The sequence below is a fragment of the uncultured Salinicola sp. genome (assembly GCF_937921195.1).
Lineage (GTDB): Bacteria > Pseudomonadota > Gammaproteobacteria > Pseudomonadales > Halomonadaceae > Salinicola.
On record NZ_CALFQK010000185.1, the window covers coordinates 1 to 18,674 of the forward strand.

Genomic DNA, 18,674 nt, shown 5'->3' on the forward strand with positions numbered 1-18,674 from the left:
CAGATAGCCGATGGCTTGGTAGGTCGGCAGGCAGCCGATCGCCAGCGTCGGCAGTGCCATCATGAAGATCGACAACGTGAACATCCGCTTGCGTCCCAGCAGGTCGCCGAAGTGCGCCATCACGATGCCGCCCAGCGGACGCACCAGGTAGCCGGCGGCAAAGATGCCGAAGGTCTGGGTCTGGCGCAGCCACTCCGGCATGTCCGGCGGGAAGAACAGTTGCCCGATGGTCGTCGCGAAGTAAACGAAGATGATGAAGTCGTAGAACTCCAGCGCACCGCCCAGTGCCGACAGCGAGAGCACCTTGACGTCGCTGCGGGAGAGCGGACGCGTCGAAATGGAATCATGGGACATATCGGTGTTCCAGGCGAACGACGGCCGTGGGCGTCGTCGCGATCACTCGGGGATCGAGTCGCCAGGCCCCGGGCCGATGCGGCCAGGAACCTGGCACGGAGAGGTCAGTTCTGCATCAACGCCAGTCGCTGCCCGCTTGGCGCGCGTAGCAGGAACAGGCCGATCACCACGCCGAGCGCCGCCAGCGCGGCGATGTAGTAGGCCGGCGCGGCGGGATGACTGGCCATCAACGTCGACACCACCACCGGGGTGAAACCACCGAAGATCGCGTAGGCGACGTTGTAGGAGAACGAGAGTCCCGAGAACCGCACCGCTGCCGGAAACGACTTGACCGCAATGGTGGGTACCACGCCGACGATGCCGACGCCGAAACCGGCCAGGCAGTAGAGCGGCGTCAGTTGATCGGGACTGGTCGGCACCGTGTGCATCATCACCCAGTAGCCGACGCCCAGCAGCAGGCTCCAGGCGATGATCGTGATCCCGCTGCCGAGGCGATCGCAGCACCAGCCCGAGACCACGCAGCCGATGATCACGCAGACGATGGCCCAGACGTTGGCCAGCGAGGCGTCGATGCCGTAGAGCGTCTGCAACAGGCTCGGCGTCATCAGCACCACCACCACCACCGCGCCGGTGAGAATCCAGGTCACCGCCATCGACAGCACCACGCTGTCCATGTGGCGACTGAGCACGCGCTTGACCGGCAGCCCGTCGGAGAGCGCTTTCTTGGCACGCATCTCGGCGAACACCGGCGTCTCTTCCAGGTAACGGCGCAGATAGACCGCCAGGAAGCCGAAGACGCCGCCGATCAGGAACGGCACCCGCCAGCCGTAGGCGCTCATCTCCTCCGGCGTGCAGTACGACTTCAGGAACGCCGAGATCACCGATCCGATCAGGATGCCGGCCACCAGCCCGGAAGCCAGCGTGCCGCAGGCCAGCCCCACGTCCTTGCGCGAGACGTGTTCGGTCACGAACACCCAGGCACCGGGAACCTCGCCGCCGACCGCCGCGCCCTGCAGGATCCGCATCAGCACCAGCAGCAGTGGCGCCAGATAACCGATGGTATCGTAGGTCGGCAGGCAGCCGATCAGCAGCGTCGGTACGGACATCAGGAAGATCGACAGCGTGAACATGCGCTTGCGGCCCAGCAGGTCGCCGAAGTGCGCCATGATGATGCCGCCCAGCGGACGCGCCAGATAGCCGGCGGCGAAGATACCGTAGGTCTGGACCATCCGCAGCCACTCCGGCATGTCGGGCGGGAAGAACAGATGCCCGATCACGGTGGCGAAGTAGACGAAGATGATGAAGTCGTAGAATTCCAGCGCGCCACCCAGGGCGGAGAGCGACAGGATCTTGATGTCACCGCGTGACAGCGGACGCGACGGAGCCGCATCGTATTGAGGTGCGTTAGCCATAGCCGTGTTCTTTTTCTGAGGCGTTGAAACGTGCAGGTGTCCAGTAGCCAACGTGCGTCACGGATGTACGACGGAGGATGCCGCCCGGCGCATGAAGGGGGCCACGACATTACCAGACTTTGCAAGTTCCGTCAGTGCGGTTCACGCAGCCGCGGGGCCAGGACGCGGCCCAGCCCGACGCAAAAAAACCGGCCTCGAGGGCCGGTTCTTCCCGTCGCCGGAGGTTCAGCTTTCCAGCTTGGCGTCCAGCGAGATCCTGGCGTTCAGCAACTTGGAGATCGGGCACCCTTCCTTGGCCTTCTGGGCGGCGCTGTCGAAGGTCGCCTGGTCGGCTCCCGGAATCTTGGCCACGGTCTTGAGTTGCACTTCGGTGATGGTGAAGCCGCTGTCGTCCTGCTCCATGATGACGGTGGCGTCGGTCTTGATGCTGTCGGGCTCGATGCCCTCCTCGCCCAGCATCATCGACAGCGCCATCGAAAAGCAGCTGGCATGAGCGGAGGCAATCAGCTCTTCGGGATTGGTGCCCGGCTGACCCTCGAAACGGGTATTGAAACCGTAGGGGTTCTGCTCGAGGGCGCCACTCTCGGTGGAAACGACGCCCTTGCCCTTCTTGAGGCTACCCTTCCATTCGGCGGATCCGGATTTCTTGATCGTCATCGTCAGCTCCTTCTGGTTTGATGTGACGTTTCGATGCAATCGACCATCGCGGTGGATGGGCGAGAATCAGTGTAGACCACATGGCTCGGAGGTCATCCCTCCCGCCATCTCTGTCCCCCTGCCATCTCCATCCTCACGCCTCGAGGGCCGCCAGCGCTGCATCGTAGTCGGGCTCATTCTTGATCTCGCTGACCAGCTCGGCGTGTACCACCGTGTCCTGCTCGTCCAGCACGATCACCGCGCGGGCGCACAGTCCGGCCATGGCGCCGCTCTGCAGCGCGACACCGTAGCTCTCGCGGAACTCGGGGTGGCGGAAACTGGAGAGCGTGACGACGCGATCCAACCCTTCGGCACCGCAGAACCGGCTCTGCGCGAAGGGCAGGTCCGCCGACACCACCAGCACGACGGTATTGTCGAGCCCGCTGGCGTACTCGTTGAACTTGCGCGTGGACATCGCACAGGTCCTGGTGTCGACGCTGGGGATGATGTTGAGCACCTTGCATCGGCCGGAGAAGTCCGCCAGCGACACCTCCTCCAGCTCGGCATTGGTCAGGGTAAAGGCGGGGGCTCTGTCGCCAACGGCGGGGAAATCACCGCCGACCTCGACGGCCACGCCGCCTCGCGTCACGCTCTGCATGATGGTCTCTCCGGAAGGAACGATTCAAAGACGAAACGATGGCAAACCGTTGCACGCGATGTCGGACGACATCGGCGCCAGCTATCAGCATAGCCTATTCACCGGGCCCGTCGGACGTTCGATCCAGCAACTGTCGGGATCTGGCCAGGGCCCGCGATCCCGGGGCTCGCAACAGCGCCATGTTGCGCTCGGGAATGCCTTCGGGGTCGGCATGGTGCGCGATCGCCCGCTCGAGCTCGGCTTCCCGCAGGATGTGCAGCATCGGGCAGGGCGAACGGTTGGTGGCGTTGGCGGGGTCGTCCGCCGCCACGCCCTCGAACACATAGTCCGGGTGGAAACTGGCCAGCTGATAGATGCCGGCATATCCCAGCTCCTCCATCAGCCGCTCGGCCAGCTCGAGCCAGTCCAGGTAGTCGTCGAAGTCGTCCATGCCCACCGGCGCGATCAGCAGCGTGGTGGCAAGGCCAGCGTCCGCATCGAGACGCCGGCACTCGGCCACCAGCTCGTGGAGCAGCCCTTCCAGGTCGCTGGCTTCGGCCACGGCGTAGCGAATGGCGTCCCGACGCACTTCGCGCCCGGCAAAGGGACAGATGTCGTGGGCGACGACGAAGGATTCGACCCAGGCCCGGGTCCGACTGAGCGAAGAGGGTTCGATGGGGGTTCTCCTGAAACCGGTGGACGATGACCGCGAGACGTTCACCCGCACCGCGAGGCGGTTCACGGGAAACCAACGGACGGGGCACACAGTCGGGCAACGTTACACGGTGGCCGACGAACACGATCTGCCAACGCCGTGGTTTGCGAAACTCGCGAGTGGCGACCAGCATAACAGTAACGTTTTCACGAACCGGAGTTTTCGATGCCACGTTCGCTGCCGCAGATTGTGATGCCAGGAAGCCAGGAAGAGTCGCCTCTATCCCTGCCGGCCATCGGCCAGGGCACCTGGTACATGGGAGAGAATCGGGTGCCGCGCCGGCAGGAGGTGGCGGCGTTGCGGCACGGCCTGGACCTGGGCCTGACGTTGATCGATACGGCCGAGATGTACGGCGACGGCGGTGCCGAGGAGGTCGTCGGCGAAGCGATACGCGATCGTCGCGACGACGCCTTCGTGGTCTCCAAGGTCTACCCCTGGAACGCCGGCCGGGACAGCGCCATCGCCGCCTGCGAAGGCAGCCTCGAACGGCTGGGGATCGAGACGCTCGATCTCTACCTGCTGCACTGGCCCGGCAGCATTCCCCTGGAAGAGACGTTCGAGGCGTTCGAGCGACTGCGCGATCAGGGCAAGATACGCCGATTTGGCGTCTCCAACTTCGATGCCGGCAACCTCAGAGCCATGGATGCGCTGCCGGCCGCCGCCGATTGCGCGACCAACCAGGTGCTCTATCATCTCGGTTCCCGCGGCATCGAGGTCGACGTCATCCCCTGGATGCAGGATCACCATATCCCGGTGATGGCCTACTGCCCCCTGGCCCAGGGAGGTCGACTGCGCGCCAAGCTGCTCTCCTCCACGGTGGTCAACGAGATCGCCGACAAGCATGACGCCAGCGCCGCACAGATCCTGCTGGCCTGGACCATTCGCCCTGTCAGCGGCCACCGCGAGGGGCCGAGATCGGTCGTCTCCATTCCCAAGGCGTCGACCCTGGCCCACGTCGAGGCCAATGCCGAAGCCTTGAACATCGAACTCGACGATGACGACCTCACCCGGCTCGACGACGCCTTCCCGGCGCCCCGGGAGCCGGTGTCGCTGGATATCGTTTGAACTATCGGCGACGCCGTCGTCTAAAACCGTATCAACGCACTTTCCCTCCCAGCACTTTCCCACTCAGCCCCATCAGGAGCGATGCATGCAAGCGATGTCAGCGACCCCGGCCTCTCCCTACCGCCATTGGCTACCGGCCTTGAGCCTCGCCCTTGGCACCACGCTGGCTGGCGTATCGGTGAGCGCCGAGGCCCAGGAAGCCGACGCCGCCGAGCCAGATCGCAAGACAACGCCACGCTACGGCGCCGAACTGGAAGGCTTCGACTATCCATACCCGGTGGAGCGCTTTCGCTTCACCTCTCAGCGTCAAGAGATGCAGATGGCATACCTGGACGTCCCTGCCGACGAGCCCAATGGCCACACCATCGTGCTGCTCCACGGCAAGAACTTCTGCGCCGCGACCTGGGAAGACTCCATCGAGCGTCTCAACGCAGCGGGCTACCGAGTGATCGCGCCGGATCAGATCGGTTTCTGCAAGTCGAGCAAGCCCAAGGCGTACCAGTTCAGCTTCCACCAGCTCGCCGCCAACACTCACGCCCTGCTCGAAAGCCTCGATCTCGACGATGTCACGATCATGGGCCACTCCATGGGCGGCATGCTGGCGAGCCGCTACACGCTGATGTACCCCGAGCAGACCGAGAAACTGGTGCTGGTCAACCCGATCGGCCTCGAGGACTGGAAGGCCATGGGCGTGCCCTATCAGCCGATCGACGAAGCCTACGCCAGCGAGCGGAAGAAAGACGCCGAGGGGATCCGCCGCTATCAGCAGTCGACCTACTACGTCGGCGAATGGGAGCCGCGCTACGACCGCTGGGTCGACATGCTGGCCGGTATGTACGCGGGGCCGGAGGGGGATCTCGTCGCCTGGGATCAGGCCCTCACCTCGGACATGGTCTTCACCCAGCCGGTCATCCACGAGTTCGACGAGATCCAGGTGCCGACGCTGCTGCTGATCGGGGAGAAGGACAACACGGCGATCGGCAAGGGGCTCGCCTCCGACGAGGTCAAGAAAACCCTGGGGCACTACGACGTGCTGGGCGAACGCGCCGCCGAACGCATCCCCGACGCCGAGCTGGTCGAATTCCCCGACCTGGGCCACTCACCGCATATCCAGCAGCCCGAGCGGTTTCACGAGGCACTGCTTGAGGGCCTGAAGCGCCTCGACGCATCCTGAGCCTGGGGCGCCTCTTGCAATCGGAGGCTACAGCGACAGCTGCCCGCTGACCGCCACTTCGCCCTTCCTCGACGCCAGCCGATCCGCCAGCCGGGTCGGCTCCGGCAGCTTGGTCCTGCCCAGGCAGCGCACCACCCAGTCGACGGCGCCATCGAGGGACATGCGATGCCCGGGCGATACGAACAGCGGCTTCACCCCCTCCCGCGAGCGCAACACCGCGCCGATGGTGACGCGTCCGCGCTCGTCGAGGGCGACGTCGTTCGGATCCTCCTCTCGTCGCCGGTCGGTCAACGGCGTCCACCCACCCTTGACCGACGGTACCTCCCCGAACTGGCCGCACAGCCGGCTCTTGCCCACGCCGATGGTCGGCAGGTCGAGCCACAGCCCCAGGTGCGAGGCGATTCCCAGACGACGCGGATGGGCGATGCCCTGGCCATCGACCATGACCAGGTCCGGGCGCTGGGAGAGCTGCTCGAACGCCCCCAGCGCCGCCGGAATCTCGCGAAACGACAACAGCCCCGGCACGTAGGGCATGCGCGTCGGCTCGCGATGCACCACCTGCTCCACCAGCGCGAGCGACGGCCACTCGAGCAGCACCAGCGCCGCGCGGGTGGTCTCCCCGCCATCCTCGAAGCCGATATCCATTCCCGCGATCAGGCCGACCTCTCCCAGCGCGTCCTCGCGCACGATTCTCGGCGCCAGCTGCTTCTGCAGTGCGATCGCCGCCTCGGGCGTCAGATTCCATTCGTGTAGCGCCATCCCGCGCCTCCCGTCATCCAGGTTGAGGACACCAGCCTAGCCGCGGAAAGTGTCGACCTCCACTCGCGATTCTCCTTCAATCGACGCGACGTCGCGTTACACTTGGCGACGCTTTTACCGCTTCGTCTCCTCCGATGTCACAGGGCGCCACGCCATGAAACTCCTCCACACCGCCGACTGGCATCTGGGCCAGTCCTTCCACGGCCAGGAACGTCATGTCGAGCATCGCGCCTTTCTCGACTGGCTGCTGGCGACGCTCGTCGAGCGTCAGCCCGATGCGCTGCTGATCGCCGGTGACATCTTCGATGTGGTCAATCCCTCGCTGCGCGCCCAGGAGCTGCTCTACGACTTCATCGTCGCCGCCCACGCCGCCCTGCCGGCGCTGGAGATCGTGATGATCGCCGGCAACCACGACAGCGGTTCGCGCATCGAGCTGCCCGCGCCGCTGATGCAGAGCCTCAAGACCCACGCCCTGGGGCGGGTGCACTGGCTCGACGACGGCCGTCTCGACAGCGACCGCCTGCTGGTCCCGCTGCACGACGCCGACGGCGTGCTCGGGGCCTGGTGTCTGGCGCTCCCCTTCCTGCGCCCGGCCGAGGTCACCGGTGGCGATGTCGACGACTATCGCGAGGGGATCGCCCGGGTTCACGGCGAACTGGTCGAAGCCGCCGAGGCCCGCCGCGGGCCGGGCCAGGCACTGGTGGCGATGAGCCACGCCCATCTGCAGGGCGCCGCCGTCTCCGAGGCGAGCGAGCGCCCCATCGTCATCGGTGGCGAGGAGTCGGTGCCGGCGACGCTGTTCCCGAGTTCCATCGCCTACGTCGCGCTCGGCCACCTGCATCGCCCCCAGCAGGTCGGCGAAACCCGCATTCGCTACAGCGGTTCGCCACTGCCGCTGGACTTCAGCGAGAGCCACTATCCGCACCAGGTGCTCGAAGTGAGCCTGAACGGCGCCGAGCTCGAGGCCATCGAGAGCCTGCCGATACCGCGCCACGTGGCGCTGCGCCGCGTGGGGCCGGGCAGCCTCGAGGAGGTCGAACGGGAGCTCGAGACGCTGGAGATCGACGCCGAACTGCCCCGGGAGCGCTGGCCATGGCTGGAGATCCGGGTCGATCTCGACGCACCGCGCCCCGACCTGCGAGCGCGCGTCGAAGCGGCGATGGCGGACAAGCCGCTGCGCCTGCTGCGCATTCACAGCCGCTACCCCGACGCCGGCGGGCGTGACGACAATGCCGCCAACGTCGATCTCGACAGCCTGACCCCGCAGGAGATCTTTACGCGGACCTGGCAGAGTCGTTACGGCAACCCGCCACCGGAGGACGTGCTGGCCGATTTCGCCACCCTGCTGCAACAGGTTCAGGACAGCGAGGTCGAGGCATGAAGATCCTTGCCATCCGGCTGGAAAACCTGGCCTCGCTGGCCGGTCGCCACGAGATCGACTTCACCGCCTCACCGCTGGTCGACCAGGGCCTGTTCGCCATCACCGGCCCCACCGGTGCCGGCAAGAGCACCCTGCTCGACGCACTCTGCCTGGCGCTCTACGGCAGCACGCCGCGCCTGCGCCAGGCGCCACGGCGGGATTCCCAGATCGCCGACGTCAACGCCGACACGCTGACCACCGCCGACGCCCGTACCCTGCTGCGCCGCGGCTGTGTCGGCGGCTTTGCCGAGGTCGATTTCGTCGGTCGCGACGGCCGTCGCTACCGCGCTCGCTGGTCGGTGCGCCGCGCCCGCGACAAGGTCGACGGCAGCCTGCAGAAAGCCGAGCAGTCGTTGACCGACCTGGACGCCAACCAGCTGCTCACCGCCCAGACCCGGGAGTTCGAGAAGCTGCTGCCCGAGCGGCTGGGACTCAAGTTCGACCAGTTCACCCGCGCCGTGCTTCTGGCCCAGAGCGAGTTCGCCGCCTTCCTCAAGGCCGACGACAACGAGCGCAGCGAGCTGCTCGAACGACTGACCGACACCCAGCACTACTCCGAGATATCCAAGGCCGCCTATCAACGCGTGCGTGATGCCAAAACCGCGCTCGAGGCGATCGACGCGCGGCTGGCCGATTCCCTCCCGGTGGATGCCGAGACCCGCGCTGAACTCGAACGCCAAGCCCAGATCGAGGAGCAGGCGCTGGCCGAGCTCCAGGCGGAGCTGAACCGCCACCAGACCCAGGCCGTCGAACTCGAACGCGATGCCCAGCTTCATCAGGCGTGGCAGCAGGCCGATGCGCAATGGCAGCGGATCGAACAGACTTGGCAGCAGAGCCAGCCGCAGCGTGAACGACTGGCGCAGCTCGACGACCTGGCACCCTGGCGCGAGCGTGCCGAACGTCGTCAGGCGCTGGCACGGTCGCTGACCGCCCGCCGGCAGACACTGGAAGACGAACGACGCCAGCTGGAAGCGTGCGACACCGAACGACGCACGCTCGAGCCGCAATTGAGCGCGGCACGAGAAGCCCGTGAGCAGGCGAGAAACGCCTATCAGGCCGCGCAGCCCGAACTGGAACGGGCCCGCCGGCTGGCGGCCGATCTCGAACACCAGCAACAGCGGCTGGAGCAGCAGCAACAGGAACACCGCCAGCTTGCCGAGACGAGCAAGGCCGACGACGAACGCCACCGGCAACTGGTGGCCTCCCGTCAGTCGCTCGAACAGCGGCTGCAGCGACAGCGTGCGACGCTCGTTGGCCTTCTCGGCGAGCGCGAAGGCGTGGATTCACGCCAGCTCGCTCATGACACCCGCAGCGCCCTGAACGATCGGCGCGATCGAGCCCAGCGCGACCTCCAGGCCCTCCAGACCCTTCAGCAGGACTGGCGCGAGGGTGAGCGCCTGCGCCAGGAGCGCAGCACCACGCAGCACCAACTCCAGAGCGAACGCCAGCGACTGGCGGATCTGGAAGCCCAGGGCAGGCGCGCGAAGGTGCAGCTCACCGCTGCCGAGGCCGAGGAGACCGCGGTCCGCCAGCAGATAGAGGGTGCCAGCGCCGCGCGCAGCGACGCGGTCGATCGACTGCGCCAGCAGTTGAGCGACGACCAGCCCTGCCCGGTTTGCGGCGGCATCGATCACCCTTACCGCCATTCGCCGCCATCTCGACCCGACGCCACGCTGATCGAGGCGATCGAGCGGCAGGAGCAGGCGCAGCTCGCCGATCAACGCCGCAAAGTCGAGAACGCTCATCAGGCCTATCACCAGTGCAGCGCAGACTATCGCGCCTGCCGCCAGGGCCTGCAGGAGCGAGAGAGCCATCTCGAGACCGTGACGCGCCAGCTCGAGCATGCCGAGCAGGTCATCGATGCCCACAGCGCCGCATCTGCCCTGCGCCAGAGCGAGAACGCCGATCACTGGCTCGAGTCACGCCAGCAGCAGCTCACCCGGCAATGGCGCGAGGCCAGCGATCAGCTCGGTGCGCTCGACGAGGCCGAACGCGCCCTCCAGCCGCTGGAGGCCGAATGGCAGCAGCTCTCGCTGGAACTCGGCCGGCTCGAGGAGCGTCGATCGTTGAGCCACGAACGCCGGCAAGCGCTGGAAACCTCACTGCCCGCGCTTCGGCAGGCCCGCGACGATATCTCGCGGCAACTGTCGGCTCGATTGGGTCACCATGCTTCGGTCAACGACTGGCAAACCACCCTGGAGCAGCGCCGAGAGCATGCGGAAGCGGCGCTGGAAACGTGCCAGACGCGTTGGCAGAACCTGACCCAGGCACACACGCAGTCGACTCAACGCGTGGCGGACCTTGAGCAGCGCCAGACCGAAGCACAGACAGAATTTGAAGCTCTCGATGGCGCCTGGCAGGCCTGGCGCGCGGCGCGGCCGATGCTCGATGACGAACGCATCGATAGCTTGCTGGGTGTCAGCGCAGACGACCACCGCCAGCTTCGCGATGCCCTGGCGCAGCAGGAGCGCGAGCGAAACGCCGCGAGCATCAAGCGCGAGGAGCGTCGGGAGGCGCTACGAGATCAGCGCCGTCGCTTGCTGCCAGCAGCGGACACGGCGCAGTTGCTCGACGAGACGAACACCCATGCGCTATCGCTGCGCCTGACCACCCAACGCGAGACCGCGCAGGCGTTGATCCGCCAGCGCGACGAACGCCAGGAAACCCGGGATGCCTCTCAGCACCGCCTGCGCGAGGACGACCGCCGTCGCCAGGCCCAGCGCGAGGGTGCCCGCGCGCGCGAGTCGGCCCAGCGCGAGGTCGATCGCTGGGAGCGCCTCAACGGACTCATCGGCAGCGCCGATGGCAAGCGTTTCCGGCGCATCGCCCAGGCCTACAACCTCGACCATCTGCTGACCCACGCCAACCAGCACCTGCGCGCCCTGACGCCGCGCTACCGCCTCGCTCGCGGCGGAAGCGAGCTGGGCATTCTGGTGATCGATGGCGACATGGCCGACGAGCGGCGCTCGGTGCACTCGCTCTCCGGCGGCGAGACCTTCCTGGTGTCGTTGGCGCTGGCGCTGGGGCTGGCCTCGATGGCGTCGCATCAATTGGCGATCGAATCGCTGTTCATCGATGAGGGCTTCGGCAGCCTGGACCCGGAGTCGCTGGCACTGGCGATGGATGCCCTCGATGGCCTGCAGGCCCAGGGCCGACGCGTCGGCGTGATCTCCCACGTGCAGGAGATGCACGAGCGAATCCCGCTACAGATACGGGTCGAACCCAGGGGCAACGGCGCCAGCCAGCTCGTGATTCGACGCCTTTGAATGCCCTTCATCGCGCAGCACCCACGGACCGACCAGAGCTTAGACTTTGGTCTACAAATCGACACCGAATAGACGACATCGACCTTTCCGATTGGAAAGGTTGGTGTCGTATCGTACGCCTCGCGCCCCGATAAATTCCTCAAGAATTACAACGACGAGTGCCGATAATTCCCTCCGCCACATCACCCGATAGATACCATAAAACCCTTACAAATCAGTAATGTTTACGTTTATGTAAGAGTTGCCTCGAAGAATGGGCTCTGCCTACCATCCCGCCGCATCGTCATTTCATGCCGAACCATTTCCGGTGACGCATGCCATCTAGCGGAGGTGATTCTTGCTCACGATCATTGGCCTTGGCATCATCATTGCCATCGTGGCGTTACTGCTTACCGAGCGCGTCACACCGATCATCGCGCTGTCGATGGTGCCGTTGATCGGCGCCCTTCTGGCCGGCTTCGGGCCGACGGACATTGCCGGATTCTTCGAGTCGGGACTGCAGGATGTCGCCAACGTGGCGGTGATGTTCATCTTCGCCATCCTCTTCTTCGGCGTGCTCCAGGACGTCGGCCTGTTCGATCCCCTGATCAACCGCGTGGTAGCACTCACTCGCGGCAATGTGATCGCCGTCGCCATGGGTACCGGCGTGATCGGCACCATCGCTCATCTCGATGGTTCCGGCGCCTCCACGTTCCTGATCTCCATACCCGCGCTGCTGCCGCTCTACCAGCGCCTGCGAATGAGTCCTTACCTGCTGCTGCTGATCGTCTCGGCGAGCATCGGCATCATGAACCTCGTCCCCTGGGCGGGCCCGATCGGACGCGCCGCCGCCGTCACCGGCATCAGTCCCACCGAGTTGTGGCGCGCCATGCTGCCGGTGCAGATCGCGGGCTTCGTCATCCTGATGATCTTTGCCGCGCTGCTCGGCCTGCGCGAACAGGGCCGGATCAAGCGCCTGCCCGCTCAGGCCGACCAAGCCTCGCCGGACAACGTGGTGGCCGACGCCGAGAACGGCAAGGCGCTGCCGCCCCGGTTCTGGCTCAACCTGGCCATCGCCGTCGCCACCATCGGCGTGCTGGCATCCGGCGTCATGCCGCCAGCCTACATGTTCATGCTGGCGCTCGGTGTCGTGCTGCTGGCCAACTACCCCAAGCCCAGCCAGCAGATGGAACGCATCAAGGCGCACGCGCCCGGCGCCCTGCTGATGGCGTCGATCATCAGCGCCGCCGGCGCTTTCCTGGGGATCCTCTCCGGTACCGGCATGCTCGAGTCGATCGCCACCGACCTGGCCCAGGTGCTGCCCCAATCCATGGTGCCCTACCTGCATCTGGTAATCGGCGTCTTCGGCGTGCCGCTGGACATGCTGACCAGCACCGATGCCTATTACTTCGCCCTGCTGCCAGTGGTCGAGCAGGTCGCTTCGACCCAGGGCGTCGCCGCCGACAGCGTGGTCTACGCCATGGCGATCGGCAACAACGTCGGCAAGATGATCAGCCCGTTCTCTCCCGCCATGTGGCTGGCCCTCGGCCTGGCCGGCGCGGAGATGGGCCGCCATATCCGCTACTCCTTCTTCCTGCTGTGGCTCTTCAGCCTGGTGATGCTGGCGTTCGCCTACCTGATCGGGCTGCTCTGACCCGGCTCAGATCTCGATCGCCGCCCGGGCCATGACCTGGGCGGCGGCGCCTCTGGCGGCCACGTAGGTGCTGTCCCCGATCACCTTGACGGGTATCGTCTGCGACTGCCGGAGCAGGTCGTTCTGGTGGGTGGCGAAGTAGGCCAGGGCCGGCCCGGTCAGGCTCTCGCCCAGCTTCATCAACGATCCCCCCAGAATCAGCATCGACGGGTTGAGCGTGTGATGCAGGTTGAGCATCAGCAGGCCGAGCGCTTCGCCGGCTCGCTTCATCACGGCCTGGACCTCGCCATCCTCGGCCCGGGCCAGAACCGCGTTGCTGAGACTGGCATCGATGTCGACGTGCAGCGCCTCGCGCAGCGCCCACCCACTGACCAGCGTCTCCGCGCAGCCGTGATTGCCGCAGTGGCAGAGCGCGCCCCCCGGCTGTATCACGGTATGCCCGATCTCCCCCACCAGCCCCTGGTGGCCCCGCGGCACCAGCGGAAAGTGCTCGCCGCTGACCACGCCACAGCCGATGCCGCTGCCGGCGCTGATGTAGGCGATCGACTCAGGGGGCACGCCCTCGAAGAAATAGAACTCGCCGAAGGCGGCGGCGTTCGCCTCGTTGTCCAGCAGCCACACGCCGTCCGGCAGATCCGGTTGCTCGCGCAGCAGCGCCAGGAAGTCGATGTCCACCCAACCCAGGTTGGGCGCCAGGCTCAGGATCGGCGCCCTGGGCGAGACGGGGCCCGGCACCGCGACCCCTAGTCCAAGGCAGCGGCGTTCCGCGATGTCGGGCGCCTGACGCAGCTGTACCAGCAGCGCCGCCAGCCGCTTCGCGGTCGTGGCAGGATCGGTGGGAGGCTCCTCCTGGTGAATGCTTGCCAGGACGACGCCAAGAAGATTGCAAGCAACCAGCCGCAGCCCCTTGACCCCGACCTCGGCACCCAGCATGTAGTGGCGCTCGCCATCCAGGTAGAGCGCCCGCCCCGGCCGCCCCCCGCCGCGCGCGTGGAGCTCCCCTTCGCGCAGCCATCCCCGCTCGACCAGCGCCTGCACCACGCTGCCCACCGTGGCCTTGGTCAGGCCGGTTCGCAGCGCGATGTCGGCCCGCGACAACCCGGGGCTCCGGCGCACGGTGCTCAGGATCGTGCTGCGGTTGAGGCTCTTGAGGTAGTTGAGATCGCCGGAGGTCTGCGGCGTGAACGCATTATGCATTGGATGATGGCAACGTCGGGTGGCGGTGGATGCCGCGACTATACCAAAGCCGGCCGATTCCCACCGAAGGCGCTCCTCTCGTCGCGACCTAAGTCTTAACACCAATGACCAATGGCGGCCGGTTCGCCAAGCGCGCATGCTGCGGCAACACTTAGTTAACAGTATTTACTAACCATCGAGAGACCTCATGCAGTCAGCCATCTATCCCAGTCTCGAAAGCAAGCGCGTCGTCGTCACCGGCGGCGGTTCCGGCATCGGGGCGGGCCTGGTACGCGCCTTCGCTGCGCAGCGCGCCCAGGTTCATTTCATCGATATCCTCGATGACGCCGAGGCGCTGGCGGACGAGCTGGGCGAACGAGTCCATTTTCATCGCTGCGACCTCACCGATGCCGAGGCGTTGATCGCGACGCTTGCCGGCATCGGCGAGGTCGACGTGCTGGTCAACAATGCCGCCAATGACGACCGTCACCGGCTCGAGGACGTCACGCCCGAATACTGGGACGACCGCATGGCGGTCAACCTGCGCCACCTGGCGCTGGCCGCCCGCGAGGTCGCTCCTGCCATGCGCCGCAGGGGAGAGGGCGTGATCATCAACCTGGGCTCGATCAGCTGGCACCTGGGCCAGCCCGGCATGGTGCTCTACGAAACCGCCAAGGCCGGCATCGAGGGGCTGACCCGGGCCTTGGCGAGCGAGCTGGGCAGCGACGGCATCCGGGTCAACTGCGTGATCCCCGGCAATGTCAAGACGCCGCGTCAATCCCGCTGGTACGGCCCCGAGGACGAAGCCCAGATCGTCGCCGAGCAGAAGCTCAAGGTGCGTATCCATCCCCATCACGTGGCCGCCATGGTGCTGTTCCTCTCCTCGGATGACGCGGCCGCCTGCACCGCACACAACTACTGGGTCGACGCCGGCTGGCTCTGATCGCGAGTCGCCGACACCGTCCTCGATACACCAACGGAGCTTCACAATGCCAACTCAAGTTGCTTCACAACGCCCTGTCGTGGTTCTGCTCACCTGTTGCGTCGCCGCCATCGGCGGCTTCCTGTTCGGCTTCGACAGTGGCGTCATCAACGGTACCGTCGATGGCCTGCAGCAGGCCTTCCAGTCGCAGAGCGTCGGCACCGGATTCAATGTCGCCTCGATGCTGCTCGGCTGCGCCGTCGGCGCCTTCTTCGCCGGCCGCCTGGCGGACAAGTTCGGCCGCCGTACGCTGCTGCTGGTGGCCGCCGTCTTCTTCATCATCAGTGCCTGGGGTTCCGGTATCGCCGGCGGATCGCTCGAGTTCGTGATCTATCGTGTCCTGGGCGGCCTGGCGGTTGGCGCGGCCAGCGTCATGTCGCCGGCCTACATCAGCGAGATCGCCCCATCCCACCTGCGCGGCCGGCTGGCGACGATCCAGCAGGTGGCGATCATCGGGGGCCTGTTCTTCTCCTTTCTCAACAACTACATCCTGGCCAATGTCGCCGGCAGCTCCACCGCAACGCTGTGGTTCGGGTTCGAGGCCTGGCGCTGCATGTTCTGGATGGAACTGATCCCGGCGGTCATCTTCCTGATCGCGCTGATGTTCATCCCGGAAAGCCCGCGCTTCCTGGTCAGCGCCGGACACGACGACAAGGCCGAGCGGGTCCTTCGCCTGGTCTATGACGAAGCCGGTACCCACAAGCGTCTGGCCGATATCCGTGCCTCCCTCTCCAGTCGTCACCAGCCGCGCCTGCGGGACCTGATCAATCCGCAGACCGGCAAGGTGCTGAAGCTGGTCTGGATCGGCATCGGTCTGGCCGTGTTCCAGCAGCTGGTGGGTATCAACGTGGTGTTCTACTACGGCGCGGTACTGTGGCAGGCGGTCGGCTTCTCCGAAAGCGATGCGTTGATGATCAACGTCATCAGTGGCGCCGTCAGCATCGCCGCCTGCCTGGTCACCATCGGCCTGATCGACCGGATCGGGCGCAAGCCGCTGCTGTGGGGTGGCTCCGTGGGCATGACCGTCACCCTGGCGATGCTGGTCTACGCCTTCTCCACCGCCGACATCGTCAACGGTTCGCTGGCGCTCTCCACGGGCAATGGCGTGCTCGCGCTGATCGCTGCCAACGTCTACGTCTTCTTCTTCAACGTCTCCTGGGGCCCGGTGATGTGGGTCATGCTCGGCGAGATGTTCCCCAACCAGGTACGCGGCTCGGGCCTGGCCATCGCCGGCCTGTTCCAGTGGGTCGCCAACTTCGCCATCACCATGACCTTCCCGATCATGCTGGCGTCGATCGGCCTGACCGGCGCCTACGGCTTCTATGCCCTCTGCGCGCTGATCTCGGCCGTCTTCGTCGCCCGCTTCGTGCGTGAAACCAACGGCAAGGAACTCGAGGAGATGGCCTACGAGTAAGGCGACAATCCACGGATAGGTTCACGGATAGGAGTGGTCGTCGCGGCCCCGCCGAGAGCAGCGGCCGCGGCGGCCATCACCAGTAGCGAGGTGACAATGACGAGCGACACAGGCGCGATAGAGACAAGCACCAGGACAAGCACCAGAGAGATGGACCCAGGGTCAGCGCACGATCCCGCGGCCGCCGTCCCGCTGATGGAGCGGATCGGCTACGGCTGCGGGGATCTGGCCAGCAATTTCATCTGGCAGGCGATGAGCATCTTCATCGTCTACTACTATACCGACGTGATCGGCGTCGCCGCCGGGATCATCGGCTCGATCATGCTGTTTTCGCGGGTGTTCGACGGTGTCTCGGACATCGCCATGGGCTACGTGATCGACAAGACCACCTCGCGACACGGCAAGGCCAGGCCCTGGCTGCTGTGGCTGGCGGTGCCGTTCGCGATCTCGGCGGTGCTGCTGTTCGCGGTGCCCGATGTCTCGCCGTTCTGGCAGACGGTCTACATCGCGGTGACCTACAACCTGGTATGCCTGGTCTATACCGGCCTCAACGTGCCCTACGGCACGCTCAACTCGCTGATCACCCAGGACCAGTATCAGCGCTCGCTGCTCAACGTCTTTCGCATGAGCCTGGCGCTGGTGGGGGTGCTTCTCGTCAGCAACCTGACGCTGCCGGTGGCCACGCTGTTCGGCGGCGGCCAGGGAGGATGGATCGTCACCTTCGCGATCTTCGGCGCCATCGGCACGGGGTTGTTCCTGTTCACCTTCAAGAGCACCCGCGAACGCGTTCAGCCGGCCGACGAGAAACGGCGCCAGGCGCCGGTTCCCCTGAAGCAGAGCCTGCGTACCCTTGGCAAGAATCGCTACTGGGCGCTGGCCACGCTGTTCATCCTGATCACCTATATCTTCAACGCGCTCAACTCCGGGGCCGTCGTCTACTACGCCCAGTACCTGCTCGACGATACCTGGCTGGTGGGCGTCATCACCACCGCCTACATCGTCTTCATCCTGGCAGGCATGGCGTTCGTGGCGCCGATCACCAAGCGCTACGGCAAGCGCAACGCGATCATCGTCGGCGAGCTGATCACCCTGGTCGGCTACGGTGTCATGCTGATCGACCTCGGCAACGTCTATCTGATCGTCGCCGGTACCATCATACGTGGGCTCGGCAAGGCACCAATCAATGGCAGCATGTTCGCGCTGCTCGGCGATACCATCGAGTATGGGGAGTGGAAGACCGGGATTCGCAACGAAGGCATGGTCTACAGCGGCGGCAGCATGGGCATCAAGATCGGCAGCGGCCTGGGCACGGCACTGCTGGGATGGATACTGGCCTTCGGCGGCTATGTCGGCGGTGGCGGCGAGCAGAGCGACACGGCGCTGTTCGCGATCCAGGCGCTGTTCGTCTATCTGCCGATGGGCCTTTGCGCGCTGATGATCGTGCTGATGCTGTTCTACGACCTCGACAAGCGCTATCCGGCCATCGTCGCCGACCTCGCCGCCAAACGCTGAAACCCGTCGCGACAGGAGATCGAATGTCCCTCATTGCCAACCCCATCCTGCCCGGCTTTCATCCGGACCCGTCGATACTCCGGGTCGGCGACGACTACTACATCGCCACCTCGACCTTCGAATGGTTTCCCGGGGTCACGCTCCATCACTCCCGGGACCTGGTCCAGTGGCGCCAGTTGCCGTCGCCCCTCGACCGGCGCTCGCAGCTGGACATGATCGGCGACATCGATTCCGGCGGCGTGTGGGCACCGTGCCTGAGCTACGCACATGGCCGATTCCATCTGATCTATACCGACGTCAAGAGTCGCCGTGGCGCGTTCAAGGACACCCACAACTATCTGGTCAGCGCCGAACGGATCGAAGGGCCCTGGTCGGAACCGGTTCCTCTCAACAGCAGCGGCTTCGACCCCTCGCTGTTCCACGACGATGACGGCAGCAGCTGGCTGCTCAACATGATCTGGGATTTCCGCAAGGGCCGTAACGCCTTCGCCGGTATCGCCCTGCAGCGCTACGACATCG

At 65.7% G+C, this 18,674-nt stretch carries 16 protein-coding genes; 9 read left to right on the forward strand and 7 right to left on the reverse strand.

Going from position 1 to position 18,674, the window contains the following annotated elements; genetic code table 11:
- The 5 genes from Q0602_RS22045 to Q0602_RS22065 all read right to left on the reverse strand — a co-directional run.
- A partial coding sequence (locus tag Q0602_RS22045; RefSeq protein WP_367277003.1) for an MFS transporter occupies window positions 1-354 on the reverse strand: 354 nt, incomplete at its 3' end.
- Between the two features lie 104 nt (window positions 355-458).
- Window positions 459-1,766 carry an MFS transporter gene (locus Q0602_RS22050; protein WP_298848056.1) on the reverse strand — a complete coding sequence of 436 codons (1,308 nt, stop codon included), beginning with the start codon at window positions 1,764-1,766 and terminating at the stop codon, window positions 459-461.
- A 225-nt stretch (window positions 1,767-1,991) separates the two neighbouring features.
- Complete coding sequence (locus Q0602_RS22055; RefSeq protein WP_149433801.1) at window positions 1,992-2,423, reverse strand: OsmC family protein; 432 nt, start codon at window positions 2,421-2,423, stop codon at window positions 1,992-1,994.
- A 133-nt stretch (window positions 2,424-2,556) separates the two neighbouring features.
- Window positions 2,557-3,060 (reverse strand): thiol peroxidase, encoded by a 504-nt coding sequence (tpx, locus tag Q0602_RS22060; protein ID WP_298848059.1) that lies wholly within the window; start codon window positions 3,058-3,060, stop codon window positions 2,557-2,559.
- Between the two features lie 94 nt (window positions 3,061-3,154).
- Window positions 3,155-3,781, reverse strand: a complete 627-nt coding sequence (locus Q0602_RS22065; protein ID WP_295036448.1) for a DUF1415 domain-containing protein — start codon at window positions 3,779-3,781, stop codon at window positions 3,155-3,157.
- Window positions 3,782-3,919: 138 nt separating this feature from the next.
- On the opposite strand from Q0602_RS22065, the gene Q0602_RS22070 reads away from it, so the two are divergent.
- Window positions 3,920-4,819 (forward strand): aldo/keto reductase, encoded by a 900-nt coding sequence (locus Q0602_RS22070; protein ID WP_295036447.1) that lies wholly within the window; start codon window positions 3,920-3,922, stop codon window positions 4,817-4,819.
- A gap of 85 nt (window positions 4,820-4,904) precedes the next feature.
- Window positions 4,905-5,993 carry an alpha/beta hydrolase gene (locus tag Q0602_RS22075; RefSeq protein ID WP_298848062.1) on the forward strand — a complete coding sequence of 363 codons (1,089 nt, stop codon included), beginning with the start codon at window positions 4,905-4,907 and terminating at the stop codon, window positions 5,991-5,993.
- Between the two features lie 27 nt (window positions 5,994-6,020).
- Here the strand turns inward: Q0602_RS22075 and nfi are convergent, their stop codons facing one another.
- On the reverse strand, window positions 6,021-6,752 hold the full coding sequence (gene nfi / locus Q0602_RS22080) for a deoxyribonuclease V (protein WP_298848064.1): 732 nt from the start codon (window positions 6,750-6,752) through the stop codon (window positions 6,021-6,023).
- Between the two features lie 154 nt (window positions 6,753-6,906).
- On the opposite strand from nfi, the gene Q0602_RS22085 reads away from it, so the two are divergent.
- The 3 genes from Q0602_RS22085 to Q0602_RS22095 all read left to right on the forward strand — a co-directional run bounded on the left by Q0602_RS22085 (window position 6,907) and on the right by Q0602_RS22095 (window position 13,071).
- Complete coding sequence (locus Q0602_RS22085) at window positions 6,907-8,133, forward strand: exonuclease SbcCD subunit D C-terminal domain-containing protein (RefSeq protein WP_298848066.1); 1,227 nt, start codon at window positions 6,907-6,909, stop codon at window positions 8,131-8,133.
- On the forward strand, window positions 8,130-11,438 hold the full coding sequence (locus tag Q0602_RS22090) for an AAA family ATPase (RefSeq protein ID WP_298848069.1): 3,309 nt from the start codon (window positions 8,130-8,132) through the stop codon (window positions 11,436-11,438). Before Q0602_RS22085 ends, Q0602_RS22090 begins: the two co-directional genes overlap by 4 nt.
- Before the next feature lie 337 nt (window positions 11,439-11,775).
- On the forward strand, window positions 11,776-13,071 hold the full coding sequence (locus tag Q0602_RS22095; RefSeq protein ID WP_295036442.1) for a CitMHS family transporter: 1,296 nt from the start codon (window positions 11,776-11,778) through the stop codon (window positions 13,069-13,071).
- 6 nt (window positions 13,072-13,077) lie between these two features.
- On the opposite strand, the gene Q0602_RS22100 is transcribed toward Q0602_RS22095, so the two are convergent.
- Window positions 13,078-14,268 (reverse strand): ROK family transcriptional regulator, encoded by a 1,191-nt coding sequence (locus tag Q0602_RS22100; protein ID WP_295036441.1) that lies wholly within the window; start codon window positions 14,266-14,268, stop codon window positions 13,078-13,080.
- Window positions 14,269-14,455: 187 nt separating this feature from the next.
- On the opposite strand from Q0602_RS22100, the gene Q0602_RS22105 reads away from it, so the two are divergent.
- The 4 genes from Q0602_RS22105 to Q0602_RS22120 form a co-directional block, all read left to right on the forward strand.
- Window positions 14,456-15,190: an SDR family NAD(P)-dependent oxidoreductase gene (locus Q0602_RS22105; RefSeq protein WP_295036439.1), complete on the forward strand. Its 735-nt coding sequence runs from the start codon at window positions 14,456-14,458 to the stop codon at window positions 15,188-15,190.
- A gap of 46 nt (window positions 15,191-15,236) precedes the next feature.
- Window positions 15,237-16,643, forward strand: coding sequence for a sugar porter family MFS transporter (locus Q0602_RS22110; protein ID WP_295036438.1), 1,407 nt, complete (start codon window positions 15,237-15,239; stop codon window positions 16,641-16,643).
- 150 nt (window positions 16,644-16,793) lie between these two features.
- On the forward strand, window positions 16,794-18,155 hold the full coding sequence (locus tag Q0602_RS22115; protein ID WP_295036437.1) for an MFS transporter: 1,362 nt from the start codon (window positions 16,794-16,796) through the stop codon (window positions 18,153-18,155).
- A gap of 23 nt (window positions 18,156-18,178) precedes the next feature.
- Window positions 18,179-18,674, forward strand: a 496-nt coding sequence (locus Q0602_RS22120; protein ID WP_298848073.1) for a family 43 glycosylhydrolase, incomplete at its 3' end; no start/stop codon positions are given.